The organism is Arthrobacter woluwensis, from assembly GCF_900105345.1.
Lineage (GTDB): Bacteria > Actinomycetota > Actinomycetes > Actinomycetales > Micrococcaceae > Arthrobacter_E > Arthrobacter_E woluwensis.
This window is the reverse complement of the sequence record NZ_FNSN01000003.1, coordinates 2,369,021-2,382,812: the sequence shown is the minus strand read 5'-3', so window position 1 is coordinate 2,382,812 and position 13,792 is coordinate 2,369,021. Positions and strand designations below refer to the sequence as shown.

Sequence of the window (13,792 nt, the reverse complement as noted above, 5' to 3'; positions counted from 1 at the left end):
CCAAGGATCAAGCCTGGGTTATCAGAGAACTGGCCCGGCGGGTTGACGATGGATTGGCGCCGCGTTCCAGGCATATAGGGGCGCGGCAAGGGTGAACGGCCTCAAGAACTCACCCCTTGTCCGGCCGCCAGCCACGCCAGACCGGCTGCCGGAGGATTCCGTCGCCGGTGCGTCCCCGTGATTCGACCTCTGCGAGCGCGTCCGGGTCGACCCAATGTGCTCCGCGCCGGATCTCCGCCGGGACCTCCACCGCAGGCTCGGCTCGCTCCCGCTCTTCCAGCCGTTCCCGGATCTCCCGGCGTTGCCGCGTCGAGAACCCGGTGCCGACCCGCCCGGCGTACTGCAGTGCGCCGTCCCGCCGCTCGGCAAGTAGCAGTGAGGCGAAACCGCGCGGCTCGGCGTCGCTCTCCCGCCAGCCCATGACGTACACCTCTGCCGTGTCCAGCAGCGGGTACTTCCGCCAGTCCTGCGAGCGCGAGCCGGACCGGTAGACGCTGTCCCGGCGTTTGGCGACCACTCCTTCCAACCCCAGTTCACCTGCGGCCTCGAGCGCTTGCTCGCCGTTCCCGTCGAAGGCGTCCGGCACGGCGAACGGCGCGTCCGGAGGAACCTCGACCAAGGAAGCGAGGAGCTCGCGACGCTGCTCATGGCCCAGCGAGCGGCAGTCACGGCCGTTGAGCTGGAGCACGTCGAACAGGAAGTACGCGGCCGGCGCGGCCTGTCGAGCGCGCGCGACCTTGTCCGGCTCCGTCAGCCCGAACCGCTGCTGGAGTTTGGAGAAGCTCGGAACGCCGTCGTCGGCCAGGGCGACGATCTCCCCGTCGATCACGGCCTGCTCGGCGTTGAGCAGATCCGGGAGCCCGTTCAGCTCGGGATAGGAGGCGGTGAGGTCATGACCCGAGCGGCTCACCAGGCGCAGTCGCCCGTCCTCGACGACGGCGAGCGCCCGGATGCCGTCCCACTTCATCTCGAACGCCCACTCGCCCGAGTCAAGGTGGGGGAGCGAGGCGAGGGGTGCGGTCTCCGCCAGCATCGGGGTGAAGTCCGCGGGATCGGAGTCCCCGGAGGTGGTGACCTCCGGCGACGTGGGCCGCGCCCCGCCGTCGAGCTCCATACGGTGGATCATCCAGCGGGGCTTGCCGCCCGACTCACCGGCCCGGAACAGCACGACCCGGCGAGGGCCACCGAGCCCGCCACCGGGGGTGCCGTGCAGCGTGACGATGACCTCGTCGTCGCGCCATTTCTCCAGGTCGTAGTGGCCGCTGTCCCAGATCTCCACCGTGCCCGCCCCATACTCGCCCCGGGGGATCGTGCCCTCGAACGTCCGATAGGACAAGGGATGGTCCTCCGTGGGGACGGCGAGATGGTTGACGGCGCCGTCGTCGGGCACGCCTTTCGGCAGGGCCCAGCTCACGAGCACCCCGTCATGCTCCAGGCGGAAGTCGTAGTGAAGCCGGCGTGCCTGGTGGCGCTGGATCACGAAGCGCCGTTGGTCGCCCTCCGCATCGTCATCGCTGTCGCCCGGGGCTGGGACCGGCTCCGGGGTCCGTCCGGCGTCGCGCTTGGCGCGGTACTCGGTCAGCCGGTCAGGCGCTGCACCCGCTCCCTTGCCGGCGCCCGCCTTGAGCAAGGCCGCCAGTGGATCGCCGCGCTTCTCAACGCGCTGCAGGACCTCGTGGAACTCCAGATGGCGCAGATGGGGAGAGGCCAGCTCCCGCCAGGTCCGCGGCGCCGCCACCATGGGCCGGGCCCGGCCGCGCAACGAGTACGGGGCGACCGTGGTCTTCGCCGCGTTGTTCTGGCTCCAGTCGATGAAGACCTTTCCGGGGCGAAGCGCACGTTTCATGGAACTGGTGATCGTCTCGGGATGGTCCGCCTCCAGGGAACGCGCCAGTTCGTGGGCGACGGCGGATGCATCGTCGGAACTCAGCTCGCCGCTGAGCGCGGCATAGAGGTGGATGCCGGAACTGCCGCTCGTCACGGGGATGGATTCCAGCCCCATGTCCCGCAACAGATCGCGGACAAGGAACGCCACCTGGGCGACCTGCGCCAGCTCGACGCCGTCCCCGGGATCCAGGTCGAACACCAGGCGATCCGGGGAACCCGGCGTTCCCTCAGCGGTGAAACGCCATTGCGGCACGTGAATCTCCAGCGAGGCCAGCTGGGCGAGCCAGACGAGCGTCGCCGCGTCATCCACGAGCGGGTACGTGTTGACGTGGTCCTTGTGCTGGATCTCGCCGGTGTGCACCCAGTCCGGGTAGGAATCGCCGAGGTCCTTCTGGAAGAACGCCCCGCTCCCGTCCGGGCCCACGCCATCGGGCCATCGCTTCCGCGTGGCCGGACGCTCCCGGCAGTGGGGGATCATGGTCTTCGCGATCGCGGAGTAGTACGCGATCACCTCTTCTTTGGTGGTGCCGGTCTCGGGGTAGAGCACCTTGTCCAGCTTCGTCACCCGGATACGGTGCCCGCCGAGCCGCACCTCGCCGTCGCGCTGTGCCATGACTACATCATGGTCCTGTGCCCACGCAAGAGGTAGACCGTTGACGTTTGCGGGGTCTCTACTGTAAGGATGAGAGCGATCTGGAGCGGAGCCATCACGTTCGGCCTCGTGAACGTCCCGGTCAAGCTGTACAGCGCGACGGAGGACCACGACGTCGACCTCCATCAAGTGCACGACGCCGACGGCGGGCGCATCCGCTATCAGCGCCGCTGCGAGGTGTGCGGCAAGGTGGTCGAGTACGAGGACATCGACAAGGCCTATGCGGACGACGAGCAGACGATCGTCCTGACGAAGAAGGACCTCGAGTCCATCCCGCAGGAACACGACCGTGACATCACCGTGGTGGAGTTCGTCCCCAGTGATCAGCTCGACCCCTTGCTCTTCGACCGCAGCTACTACCTGGAGCCCGCGGGGAAGAACGCCAAGGCCTACGTGCTGCTGCGCCGCACCCTGGAGAAGACGGACCGGACCGCGGTCGTGCACTTCGCCCTGCGCCAGAAGACCCGGCTGGCCGCCCTCCGCGTCAGGGGCGACGCGCTGCTCCTCCAGACGCTGCTGTGGCCGGATGAGATCCGTGAACCCGAGTTCCCGGCGCTGGACGAGAATCCCCGCATCAGCGCCAAGGAGATGCAGCTCTCCGCGGCCCTCGTCGAGAGTTTCTCCGAGGATTTCGACCCCTCCGCCTTCCACGACGACTACCAGGAGCAGTTGCGGACCCTGATCGAGGCGAAGCGCCGTGCCGGCGACTCGCTCGACACGGAGGAGACCTTCGGGCGGGAGGAATCGGGTGGAGGCCAGGTCATCGATCTGATGGAGGCACTCAAACAGAGCGTCGAGCGCTCGCGGGCGCGGAAGAAGGGCGGGGCTGGAAAGGCGGAGCCAGCAGATAAGCCGACTTCCGGGAAGACCGGCACCGCGAAGAAGGCAGGCACCGCGAAGAAGGCAGGCACAGCGAAGACCGGCACCGCGAAGAAGAGCAGCGGCACCCGCAAGAAGTCCCCTGCCAAGAAAGCAGCTTCCCAGAAGACAGCTTCCCAGAAGACCCCGGCCCGCAAGGGCGCCTGACCCGTCCGAAAGGAGCACACCCATGGCGGAATCCGTGGTGAGTGAGCCGGCCGACCACCTCGTTCAGGAACTCGCCCGGCTGGCACAGGCCCGGGGCCTCACAGTGGCGACCGCGGAGTCGCTCACCGGGGGACAGCTCGCCGTCGCGATCTCGGCGTGCGACGATTCCAGCGAGTGGTACCGGGGAGGGATCGTCGCGTATCAGCCCGCCACCAAGCACGGACTGCTCGCCGCACCACCGGGCCCGGTGGTGACCGCTCCGACGGCGGCCGCCATGGCCCGCTCGGCCGTGCAGCTGCTGGAAGCCGACTACGCGGTCGCTCTGACCGGCGTCGGAGGCCCCGGTCCCGAAGAGGGACAGCCCGCAGGAACGGTCTATCTGGCGACATGCGCGGCAGGGGAGGAACCTGACGTCGTCCATCGGAAGTTTGAGGGGAACCCGATGAAGGTCCTGGAAGGCTCCGTGCTGGCGGCCCTGCAGGAACTCGTGGACCGGATCACCCGCGGATGAGCGCCCGGGCACGATACCGTCGATGACATGACCGAATTCTGGCGCAGCCGCGACATGCCTCAGCTGGAATCGCGGCGCTCCTGCCAGGCCGTGTCCTGCTACCGGCCCCATACTCATGACCGCTTCTCGATCGGACTCATCGATGCCGGGCAGGCGGTGTTCGCCGGGAGCGGTGACACGCGCTGTGAGCTCGAGCCGGGGGACGTGCTGCTGATCCCCGCCCACACCGTGCATTCCTGCAACCGGCAGAGCGGCGTGTGGACCTATCAGATGATCCACCTGGACCAGGACTGGATCGCAGGCCTCCTCCCGGATGGCGCCGCACGGCTGTTCGACGGCGTCGCAGTGTTTCGTGAGCCCGGCCTGCACTGCGTCTTCAGCCGCCTCAATGACGGCCTCTTCCGTGGGGACGATCCGGCCGGGGTGCGGGCCGGGCTCGTGGAGGCGCTCTCCGCCTGCCTGGACCTCGCCCCGGCGTACCGAGGCGCGCCCAGTCCGGAGCCCTCCGCGGATCCGTCTCTGGCACCCGTCCTGGACCGGCTCCGGAGTGATGCGCCCACCCCCAGCCTCGATGAACTCGCCGGATTGCTCGGCATGGACAAGTACCAGCTCATCCGCGCCGTGAAGGACGCCACGGGACTCCCTCCCATCGCCTGGCGTCAGAACGACCGAGTGATCGAGGCGCGCGCCCTGCTTCGCGAAGGCCGGTCGCCCGCAGAGACCGCGTACGCGCTCGGCTTCACGGACCAGAGCCACTTCCATCGGGTGTTCCGGTCGCACGTCGCAGCGACGCCCGGCGCCTACCAGGGCTGACGCAACTTCGTACAAGACGGCGCGGCGTATCCGCAGCAGACTGTCCGGATGGACATCACTGCTGCAACGCTTCACACCGTCTCCGACACGCTCCGCCGCTGGGCCCTCGATGAGGATCTGAAAGCCAGAACCATGGCCGACCCTGCGCTCGCGGCCGTCGCCGGACGCGTCGCCGCACGCTATACGGCAGGGCCCGACGTCGACGGCGCGCTTCGGGCTCTCGAGTCCGTGGCCCATCGGGGCCACCGGGGCAGCATCGAGTGCGTGGGTGAATCCGTGCGGGATGCGGGGGTCGCCTCACAGGAGACCGAGGCGTTCGTGGACCTGGCGGAGCGGCTCGGCCGGCCCGGGTCCCCGCGTCCGGCGCCGGTGCCCACGCTCTCCTTCGACCTCTCCCATCTCGGATCGCTCGTCTCGCCGGAGCTGGGCCTCGAGAACGCGTCGCGGGTCGCTCAGGCGGCACGTGACGCCGGCACCTCCGTGATGATCTCCGCCGAGGGCTCCGACCGCACCGACCTCGTGCTCGACCTCTGGGAGCGGCTCTCCTCGGACTTCCCGGAGACCGGGATCACCCTCCAGGCCCGGCTGCATCGCACGCCGGAGGACCTTGAGCGTGTGCTGCGCAGGCCCGGGCCGGTCCGTCTCGTGAAGGGCGCCTTCCTCGAACCCTCGGCGGTGGCCTATCTCCGGGACTCCGAGCCCATGATCGCGGCCTACCATCGGCTCGCGGACCGGCTGCTCAGGAGCGGTCACCGGGTCAGCCTCGCCACCCACGACGCCGCCCTCGTGGAGGAACTCCGCGCCCGGCATGGCGACACGCTCCGGGACGACCACGTCGAGTTCGAAATGCTGCAGGGCCTCGGAACAGCGTTGCTCGACGCACTGCAGGCCGAGGGGTTCGCCACCCGGGAGTACGTCGTCTACGGACCGGAATGGTGGCTCTACGTGCTCAACCGGATCGCCGAGCACCCGGAACGGGTCCTCCTCGCACTGGCCGATCTGGGGTCTTCGGCGTCGGGGTGACGCGCGGCACATTACCGTCATCCAACGCGGTTCCTCGGGGCCGACGAGCACGCCTGGCACTATCATGGAAGCTTCCCCGGATATGCCGCGTGAGCTCACGCGTGCCCGGAACCGGGGTCAGTAGCTGAACGACAACGGAGGACCATGAGCCGGAACCGGAAGAAGCCGCGTCAGGACAAGAAGCAGGCGGCAGCCCTCAAGCAGAGCGAAGCCCTGTACAAGAACGCCGACCGCGCCGTCGACACTCAGGCTCTCGCCTTCGTGCGCTGGTACGAGGGGACGGACGGGAACACCGGCGCCGAGGCGCTGCAGGTGCTCCAGTCGGTCAAGCAGTTCCTGTGGCTGTACGGCGCCAGCGGCGCCCCGGTGTCCGCTACCGCGTTTGACGCCGACGTCTTCCTTCAGGCCATGGCGCAGCTCCAGGCGATGAGCGAGGCGGGGGAGAGCCGCGTCTTCCAGGTCATGACGGACGACCTTCAGGTGTACCTCGGATTCCTGGACGCCACGGGGTCCTGGACCGGTACCGCCGAGGACCTCGAGGTGCTGCTCGAGAACTTCGTGCTGACGCAGGACGAGGAGGCGGCGACGGAGGAAGCGCCTGCTGAAACCGTCGCAGACGCCGAGGCTGGCAGCGCCGATGCTTCCGCTAGCGCCGATGCTTCCGTGAGTACTGTCCGTCACGCCGTCGCGCTCCTCGACTGGCTCGGCGACGGCAAGGAGCTGACCGCCACCGGGTCGCTGCGTCTGGCGGACATCGCGGGCGCCGCGGCGGCCGTCGGCGTGCATGCCGTGGGATCCCAGAAGCGTCTCTCCGAGGACGAGGTGGCTGCCCTGGCCGACCCCGATGGCCGCCTGCCTCAGGTCGTCCGCTCCATGGCGGAGCTGGAGCACCTGAACACCCTGTGGCTGAGCCTGCGCGAACTCGGATACCTCGAGGTCACGGGCAAGAAGGCCACGGTGAGCGACGCCGGCCGCGCCCTGCAGAACGGCGGCGCCGCGGAACGCGAGGCCCTGTTGCGGGAACTCGCCGCCGGCGCTGAGCTCGCCGACGCTGAGCTTCCTGCTGCGGGCTGACCGGCTGAGGCCTTCCGAGTGAGCGCGGGTTTCGCCGTGGTCGACGTCGAGACCACCGGTCTGGTCCCGGGAAGGGACCGTGTGGCCGAGATCGGTGTCGTCCACGTCGACCCTGACGGCACCGTCCGCGACCGCTGGGAAACACTCGTCAACCCGCAGCGCGACCTCGGTCCGCAGCGCATCCACGGAATCCGTGCCGAGCAGGTGCGGGACGCCCCGCTCTTCGCCGACGTCCTGCCCGAGATCATGCGCCGGCTGGACGGACGCGTCTTCGTCGCCCACAACGCCCGGTTCGACCATCGCTTCCTGACCGCGGAAATCCTCCGAGCGGGTGAGGAGTTCCCCGTCGTGGCCGACGATGTCGTCTGCACCATGCGCCTGGCCCGCACGTTCCTGCCGGGTGCGGGCCGGTCGCTCCAGGACTGCTGCAACGCCTTCGGCCTGCTGCTGGAGGACGCACACACCGCGGGCGCGGACGCCGAAGCCACCGCGCACGTCCTGAGCGCCTATCTGAGCATGGCGCCCGAGGACCCCAGATGGGCGGCGGCGCTCGAACGGTCGGCAGCGGCCGCCTGGTCCGTCCCGGCCCGTGCGGGACACCCCGGGCTGTCGCGCGCCGACAGTGACCGGCTGGGAAGCCTCCGTCGCCGGCTCGCTGCGGCCTGGTCCGATGGCATGCTGTCCCCGGAGAGCGTGTCCGGGTTGTATGCGGAGGCGGCCCGGCTCGGCGTCCCGGGCGAGCACATCGACGCACTGCTCCAGGAACCGGCCCCCGCGCCACCCGGAAGGTGGCCCGGGGCCACGGTTCCCGTCATCCCGGGCCAGCGGCTCGTCCTCACAGGGCAGATGGGCAGGCCGCGCCACGAGATCACCGAACGCCTCGGAGCGGCCGGGTATCCGGTCCACCCCACCGTCACCCGGTCAGTCGCGCTCGTGATCGCCGCGGATCCGGGCAGCATGTCGCTCAAAGCCCGGCGCGCGCGGGATTACGGCATCCCCGTCGTCGGCGAGGACGTCCTGAACACGCTCCTCGGAGGGCTCTGATCACCTCGGGGTTTCTGCGATTACCCTGTGAATCTCCGGCGGTGTCCGGTCGGCTCCGCTGAATGACGCCGGCGAGCCGGTAATCTCTGGCAGTATGTCGAGCTTTGCCCGCCGCGCTGCAGCCCCGACGCTCGCCGCGGCACTCACCGTGACGCTGCTCTGCAGCGGCCTGCTGCCCGGAGCCGTGGCGGACGACGACACCCCGCCGAGTGGTTACCCCTCGTGGAGCGACGTCCAGCAGGCCAAGCAGAGCGAAAGCGCGAAGGCCGCCGAGATCACCAGGATCAAAGGCCTGCTGGGGCACTTGGAGACCGAGGCCGAGAAACGGGGCAACGCCGCCGTCGTCGCGTCGGGAGAGTATGCCGTGGCGGATGCGGCCCTGGGCGTCGCGAAAGCGAAAGCGGACGGACTCTCGGCGCAGCTCCGCCAGGCCACCGCGGAAGCCGCGCGGTACCGGAAGGAGTACGGCTCTCTGGCCGTGCAGGCCTATAAGAGCGGCAGTCTGGACATGCCGGGAATCCCGGACCTCCAGTCCATCCAGCCGGACCGTCTGCAAGGACTCAGCGTCCTGGAGGTGGTGACGGGCAGGGCCTCCGCCTTGCTGGCGAAGTCGTCCGCCGCGGAGAACACCGTGCAGTCCCTCAGCGACCAGGAGCAGCGCGCCGAGGCCGAGCGGCAGCGTCTGGCGGACGATGCCCAGCGCAAGCTCGACGCCGCACAGGCCGCGAAGGCCGCCATGGACACGCAGCTCGCCCAGCAGAAGCAGCACGGACAGGAACTCACCGCGCAGCTTGCTTCGCTGAAGGGGACCACGGCATCCGTCGAAGCTCGGTATCAGCAGGGTCAGGAGGCCCTTGCCGCGTATGAGGCGGCTCAGGCCGCCAAGCGAGCCGCCGCCGAGGAGCGGGCGCGGGAGCAGGCCGCGGCGGCTGCAGCTGCCGCGGACCGGGAACGCCAGCAGGAACAGGCCGCAGCCAACGCCCAGCAGGCGGGTTCCGGGAACGCTCCTGCGCCCAGCACACCCGACCCGGCGCCACAGCCGCCCGTCGTCGTGCCGCCGGGCACCGGGGGAGCCGTGAACGATCCGGCCGGTGCCCAGTCCTACGCCGCGGGCCGGCTGGGGTCCTACGGATGGGGGCAGGACCAGTTCCAGTGTCTGCAACTGCTGTGGACGCAGGAGTCGAGCTGGCTCACGACGGCGACGAACGCCTCGTCGGGGGCCTACGGCATCGCCCAGGCGCTCCCGGCCGGCAAGTACGCCAGTGCCGGCAGCGACTGGCTCACCAACTACCGCACGCAGATCGAATGGGGTCTCGGCTACATCCGGGACCGCTACGGCTCACCGTGCGGCGCCTGGGCGCACGAAGTCTCGAACAACTGGTACTGACCGGGCCGGCCGGGACTGACCTGACCAACCGGCACTGGCCCGGCGGTCACCTCACCACTTGAGTCCGCGGCCCACGATCGCGCGGATGAGGGCGTCGCTCACCTCGGTGTCCGCCGAGGGGTTCTTGATCAGCGTGAAATCCACGTCCCCCACGGGCGGGAGATCGAAGCGACGGGTGATGACCGTCAGGTCCTCGGGGATGAGCGTCGAGGGCATGACCGCGACGCCGAGCCCGGCGCGGACGGCGGCCAGCACCCCGGCGATCTGCCGGGTGGAGCATGTCACCTTCCAGCGCCGCCCTTGTGATTCCAGGGCGTCGATGGCCAGCCTCCGGCTCAGACTCGGCGCTGGGTAGGCGACGAGCGGCACGGGGGAGTCGTCGGGCAGCACGGTCTGTTCCAGTCCGACCCAGGCGAAGGAGTCGTGGCGCGCCACTTCGCCCTCGGCCGCACCGGCCACCCATTTCACGAAGACGAGGTCCAGCTGGCCGGCTTTGAGGCGCCGGTGCAACTGGTCGCTCTGTCCGACCGTGAGCTCCAGATTGATCTCGGGGTAGAGCTGCCGGAACTCGCGCAGGATCCGGGGAAGGCTCGTGTTCGCCAGATCGTCTGCCGCCCCGAAGCGCAGCCGCCCCCGCATGGCCGACCCGGCGAAGTACCGGGCCGCGGCGTCCTGCTCCGCCAGGATGGTCCGGGCGAATCCGGCCATCGCATCACCGTTGTCGGTGAGGCGGACCTCCCGGGTGTCGCGCACGATCAGGGACCGCTTCGCCGCGGCCTCCAGCTTCTGGACATGCTGGCTGACGGTGGGCTGGGCCAGGCCGAGCCGCTGCGCCGCCTGGGTGAAGTTGAGCGTCTCGGCGACGGCAAGGAAGGACCGGAGGTGAACAGGATCGAACATGAAGAGGCCTTCCCGGCGGGGCTCGGCGGACGTGGGATCCCCGTGTTTCCGGGCATCCATGGCCATTGCGATACGCAATGGCACTTATAGCCATAATTCTCTTCTGCAATGGAATTGCGCAAGCCTACGGTGGACTCACACCCCGAGAACCTGAACCGAGGACTTCCGTGACGCCCCCACCGGCCCCCGTGCCGCCCACCGTTTCCCCGACCGCCAGCCCAGTATCCAGTCAGTCCGCCGCCTCCCCAGCCGCCGCCTCCCAGACCCTCCACCCCGCGACCCAGCCCCTCGCCGTCGTCGCCGAAAAGCTGCCGTGGCGGCAGACGTTCAACTCCCTCTCCATCCCTAATTTCAGGATCTTCACCGCCGGCCATTTCGTGGCGGTCATCGCGGTCTGGATGCAGCGCATCGCCCAGGACTGGCTGGTCCTTCAGCTGTCCGGCTCGGTGACGGCGGTCGGTGTGACCGCGGCGCTGCAGTTCCTTCCATCGCTCGTGCTGGGACCCTGGGGCGGAGCCCTGACGGACCGCCTGCCCAAGCGGCGGATCCTCATCGCGACCCAGAGCGCGGCGGCGCTGCTGGCCGCGAGCCTCGCCGTCCTGGCGCTCAGCGGCCGCATCGAGGTGTGGCACTGCTATCTGATCGCGCTGATTCTCGGCCTGGTGACGGTCCTCGACCAGCCGGCCCGCCAGGTGTTCGTCAACGAACTGGTGGGGCCCGAGCACCTCCGGAACGCCATCAGCGTCAACTCGACCGTCTTCCAGCTCGGCGGTCTGATCGGGCCGTTCCTCGCCGGGGTGCTGCTCAACGCCGTCGGCGCCGGCTGGGCGTTCGCGATCAACGCGCTGGCGTGCTGCTGCACGGTGCTGAGCCTCACGGCCATGAACCGCGACCGACTGCACGTCAGTGCTCCGGCGCCCCGCCAGAAGGGCATGGTGCGTCAGGCGGTCCAGTACGCGCTCCGCAAGCCCACCATCCGCTGGCCCTGGCTGATGGCGGCCTTCGTGTCGCTGTTCGCGCTCAGCCTCCCGGTCCAGCTCGCGGCCTTCGCGGACCGGGTGTACGACGTCGGCGCCGGAGGCTACGGCCTGCTGAACGCCATGCTCGCGCTGGGTGCGCTCCTGGGCGCCGTCACCTCGACCCGGCGCCGCAGGCTCCAGGTCCGCTCCGCGGTGTTCGCCGCGGGAGCCTACGGGGTCATGCTCTGCATCGCCTCCCTGGTGCCGGGACTGGCGGCGTTCTGCGTCCTCATGGTGTGCACCGGATTCTGTTCGCTGCTCTTCCTGACCGCCGCCAACCAGCTCGTGCAGACGAGTTCCAACACTGCCATCCGGGGCCGTGTGATGAGCCTCTACCTCGTGGTGCTCATGGGCGGGCAGGCCCTCGGCGGTCCGATGATGGGCTCTCTCGCCGAGCACTTCGGACCTCACGTCTCGCTGTTCGTTTCGGGAGTGGTGCCCGCCGTGGCGGCGGCCGTCGTCTCGGTGGTCCTGGCGCGGCAAGGGAAGCTCCGGCTCCAGGTGCAACTGCAGGGATACCGGCCGTCGTTCCGGATCTCGGGCGGTGTGACACGAGCCGCGGACGGCTGAGAGGGCACTCCCGGTTAGGCTGAAGGGGTCCTCGCATCCCGACAGAAGGCAGGCCCATGCAAGAGTCACCCAATCCGCTCGTGCCCACCGGGTGGGAAGCGGGTGTCATGATCATCGGCGCGGTCATAGTGGTGCTGGCCATCGTGGCGTGGATCCTGCTCCTGGTCAGGAAGCCGCTCACTCCGGCGTACCGGCTGGTGCTGGCCCTCGCGGTGCTGATGTTCCCGGTGCTGGGACCCCTCGCTGCGATCCTCATCTCGCTCCGGGCTCCCCGCCCCGGTCGGGAGGTTCTTCAAGGACGCCAGGACTGAGCCGGGGCTGAGCGACCCCGGGGGTCACGTGCCGGCGGCGTCCTCCGCGATGCGCTTGGACACCGCGGCCGGCATCGTGGAGCAGGAGTCGCCCGAGTTCCGGTCCGCCGCGTGGTCGCTGGCCAGATCGGTGATGCCGACGGTCGCCACGGTCGCCTGCCAGCCGCCCATGCCCTCGATCTGGCGTGGCACCCAGACGTTGGCCGCGCCGTTGATCAGGTCCCAGGCGAGCGGGTCGGCGCTGGGGCCGAGGTCGATGCCGCCTTCCGGTGCTCTGCGGACGCGTTCCGGCAACGGCAGGACGCCCATGAGCTGGCCCGCCTGGTGCTCGGTCATGGCCCAGGGCGGGGAGTTGAAGTAGTACCAGCTCGCGGCACAGATCCCATACAGCTTGGGAGCGAACTGGGCGTAGTTCAGATAGAGCTCCAGGACCCGTTTGGCCGGAACCGTCAGGCTCATCTCCGTGGCGAGGCCGGCCTCCAGGCCCTTGCGCACGGGGTCCTGGCTGGGCCAGAGGTAGATGTTCTTGACCAATTGCTGGGGGATGGTCGACCCGCTGGGGTCCTTCTCGCCCTTCTGCCAGGCCTCGGCCCGCTGGGTCAGTTCCTCCCAGGTGAAGGCGCCGACACGGGTGCCGAGCTGTTCGTCCTCGTGGGCGATCGTCGCGGCGAGGGTGAAGCGGCTGATGTGGTCGATCGAGACGTACTGGTACACGATCGGCTCGCCACTCTGGAACATGTATGACGTCCGTGGCGGAGTGAACCAGTTGTAACTGAGGACCGACAGGAACTGCACCACCAGGAGCACCGCGACACTCACCGTGACGCGCTTCAGGATCTTCCGGCGGCGGCGTGGCGTGGCGGGTGGGGCCGAAGCCGATGCTGCCGGCTGCTGATCCCTGCCGGCCGGACGGGACCGTGGGGCAGGGGCGGGGGCTGATGCAGAGGCCGGGACGACGCCGCGTGGCCGCTTGTCGCGGCGTGGACGGCGGCCGCGGGCCGGTGCAGTCTCGTCCGGCCAGGCCCCCTGCGGCTCCGGCGCTCCCGGGTGTCCGTAGTCGCCCTGGTCTTCGGGCGGAAGGCCCCGCTGGGCTTCGATCCGCCCGGTGCGCGCGGCCTGCCAGGAGTGGTTCGGTGGTTCGGAGCGCATGGCTGGAGTGTAGAGGAGCTTTCTTGAAGGGCTCTGACAGCAGGGTCACGCCGGGCTGTCAGAGCCCCCTCCGCACACCTGGGCTGTCAGACCCCGAGGCGTTCCTTGACTTCGGCCGCGCTCGGGTTCGTGGCGGCGGAGCCGTCCGGGAAGAGCACCGTCGGCACGGTGCGGTTGCCGCTGTTGAGCTGTTCCACCAGCTCAGCCGTGCCGGGGACCTCTTCGATGTTGATCTCCTGGTAGCCGATGCCCTGGGCGTCGAGCTGCTTCTTCAGGCGCTTGCAGTAGCCGCACCATTCGGTGGAGAACATGGTGATGCTGCCGGATTCGGGGGTGAAGTCCACGGGTTCCTCTCGGGTCTGTGCTTGATCGGGTCTGTGCTTGATCGGGTCTGGATCTGAGTTTCTGCAGACCACAACAGTACGG

13 protein-coding genes are annotated in these 13,792 nt (G+C 69.3%); 9 read left to right on the top strand and 4 right to left on the bottom strand.

Annotation, left to right across the window (positions count from 1 at the left end):
* Nucleotides 1-109: 109 nt before the first annotated feature.
* The gene (locus BLV63_RS11560; RefSeq protein ID WP_066212915.1) at nucleotides 110-2,500 is read right to left on the bottom strand and encodes an ATP-dependent DNA ligase; all 2,391 of its coding nucleotides are present in this window, start codon (nucleotides 2,498-2,500) and stop codon (nucleotides 110-112) included.
* Between the two features lie 69 nt (nucleotides 2,501-2,569).
* Between BLV63_RS11560 and ku the strand changes: the two genes are divergently transcribed.
* The 7 genes from ku (at nucleotide 2,570) to BLV63_RS11525 (ending at nucleotide 9,417) form a co-directional block, all read left to right on the top strand.
* The gene (ku, locus tag BLV63_RS11555; RefSeq protein WP_066212914.1) at nucleotides 2,570-3,565 is read left to right on the top strand and encodes a non-homologous end joining protein Ku; all 996 of its coding nucleotides are present in this window, start codon (nucleotides 2,570-2,572) and stop codon (nucleotides 3,563-3,565) included.
* Between the two features lie 22 nt (nucleotides 3,566-3,587).
* Complete coding sequence (locus BLV63_RS11550; protein ID WP_066212911.1) at nucleotides 3,588-4,076, top strand: CinA family protein; 489 nt, start codon at nucleotides 3,588-3,590, stop codon at nucleotides 4,074-4,076.
* Between the two features lie 27 nt (nucleotides 4,077-4,103).
* Entirely contained in the window at nucleotides 4,104-4,889 is a 786-nt protein-coding gene (locus tag BLV63_RS11545) for a helix-turn-helix domain-containing protein (protein WP_066212908.1), read from the top strand.
* A 48-nt stretch (nucleotides 4,890-4,937) separates the two neighbouring features.
* Complete coding sequence (locus BLV63_RS11540) at nucleotides 4,938-5,912, top strand: proline dehydrogenase family protein (protein ID WP_066212905.1); 975 nt, start codon at nucleotides 4,938-4,940, stop codon at nucleotides 5,910-5,912.
* Between the two features lie 144 nt (nucleotides 5,913-6,056).
* Nucleotides 6,057-6,986: a hypothetical protein gene (locus tag BLV63_RS11535; RefSeq protein WP_066212903.1), complete on the top strand. Its 930-nt coding sequence runs from the start codon at nucleotides 6,057-6,059 to the stop codon at nucleotides 6,984-6,986.
* Between the two features lie 18 nt (nucleotides 6,987-7,004).
* Nucleotides 7,005-8,030, top strand: coding sequence for an exonuclease domain-containing protein (locus BLV63_RS11530; protein ID WP_066212900.1), 1,026 nt, complete (start codon nucleotides 7,005-7,007; stop codon nucleotides 8,028-8,030).
* A 94-nt stretch (nucleotides 8,031-8,124) separates the two neighbouring features.
* Complete coding sequence (locus BLV63_RS11525) at nucleotides 8,125-9,417, top strand: coiled-coil domain-containing protein (protein ID WP_066212897.1); 1,293 nt, start codon at nucleotides 8,125-8,127, stop codon at nucleotides 9,415-9,417.
* Nucleotides 9,418-9,468: 51 nt separating this feature from the next.
* Here BLV63_RS11525 and BLV63_RS11520 read toward each other — a convergent pair whose 3' ends face one another.
* A complete protein-coding gene (locus tag BLV63_RS11520; protein ID WP_066213143.1) occupies nucleotides 9,469-10,317 on the bottom strand; it encodes a LysR family transcriptional regulator in 849 nt (282 codons plus the stop codon).
* Nucleotides 10,318-10,484: 167 nt separating this feature from the next.
* Between BLV63_RS11520 and BLV63_RS11515 the strand changes: the two genes are divergently transcribed.
* Nucleotides 10,485-11,906, top strand: coding sequence for an MFS transporter (locus BLV63_RS11515; RefSeq protein ID WP_066212894.1), 1,422 nt, complete (start codon nucleotides 10,485-10,487; stop codon nucleotides 11,904-11,906).
* A 56-nt stretch (nucleotides 11,907-11,962) separates the two neighbouring features.
* A complete protein-coding gene (locus BLV63_RS11510; protein WP_074784254.1) occupies nucleotides 11,963-12,217 on the top strand; it encodes a hypothetical protein in 255 nt (84 codons plus the stop codon).
* A gap of 24 nt (nucleotides 12,218-12,241) precedes the next feature.
* On the opposite strand, the gene BLV63_RS11505 is transcribed toward BLV63_RS11510, so the two are convergent.
* Nucleotides 12,242-13,366 carry a transglycosylase domain-containing protein gene (locus BLV63_RS11505; RefSeq protein ID WP_082724080.1) on the bottom strand — a complete coding sequence of 375 codons (1,125 nt, stop codon included), beginning with the start codon at nucleotides 13,364-13,366 and terminating at the stop codon, nucleotides 12,242-12,244.
* An 86-nt stretch (nucleotides 13,367-13,452) separates the two neighbouring features.
* Nucleotides 13,453-13,710: a mycoredoxin gene (locus BLV63_RS11500; protein WP_066212886.1), complete on the bottom strand. Its 258-nt coding sequence runs from the start codon at nucleotides 13,708-13,710 to the stop codon at nucleotides 13,453-13,455.
* Nucleotides 13,711-13,792 lie beyond the last annotated feature (82 nt).

Coding starts and splice junctions, on each gene's coding strand:
- BLV63_RS11560 (WP_066212915.1), bottom strand. CDS start 2,500: ATGGCACAGCGCGACGGCGAGGTGCGGCTCGGCGGGCACCGTATCCGG.
- ku (WP_066212914.1), top strand. CDS start 2,570: ATGAGAGCGATCTGGAGCGGAGCCATCACGTTCGGCCTCGTGAACGTC.
- BLV63_RS11550 (WP_066212911.1), top strand. CDS start 3,588: ATGGCGGAATCCGTGGTGAGTGAGCCGGCCGACCACCTCGTTCAGGAA.
- BLV63_RS11545 (WP_066212908.1), top strand. CDS start 4,104: ATGACCGAATTCTGGCGCAGCCGCGACATGCCTCAGCTGGAATCGCGG.
- BLV63_RS11540 (WP_066212905.1), top strand. CDS start 4,938: ATGGACATCACTGCTGCAACGCTTCACACCGTCTCCGACACGCTCCGC.
- BLV63_RS11535 (WP_066212903.1), top strand. CDS start 6,057: ATGAGCCGGAACCGGAAGAAGCCGCGTCAGGACAAGAAGCAGGCGGCA.
- BLV63_RS11525 (WP_066212897.1), top strand. CDS start 8,125: ATGTCGAGCTTTGCCCGCCGCGCTGCAGCCCCGACGCTCGCCGCGGCA.
- BLV63_RS11520 (WP_066213143.1), bottom strand. CDS start 10,317: ATGTTCGATCCTGTTCACCTCCGGTCCTTCCTTGCCGTCGCCGAGACG.
- BLV63_RS11510 (WP_074784254.1), top strand. CDS start 11,963: ATGCAAGAGTCACCCAATCCGCTCGTGCCCACCGGGTGGGAAGCGGGT.
- BLV63_RS11505 (WP_082724080.1), bottom strand. CDS start 13,366: ATGCGCTCCGAACCACCGAACCACTCCTGGCAGGCCGCGCGCACCGGG.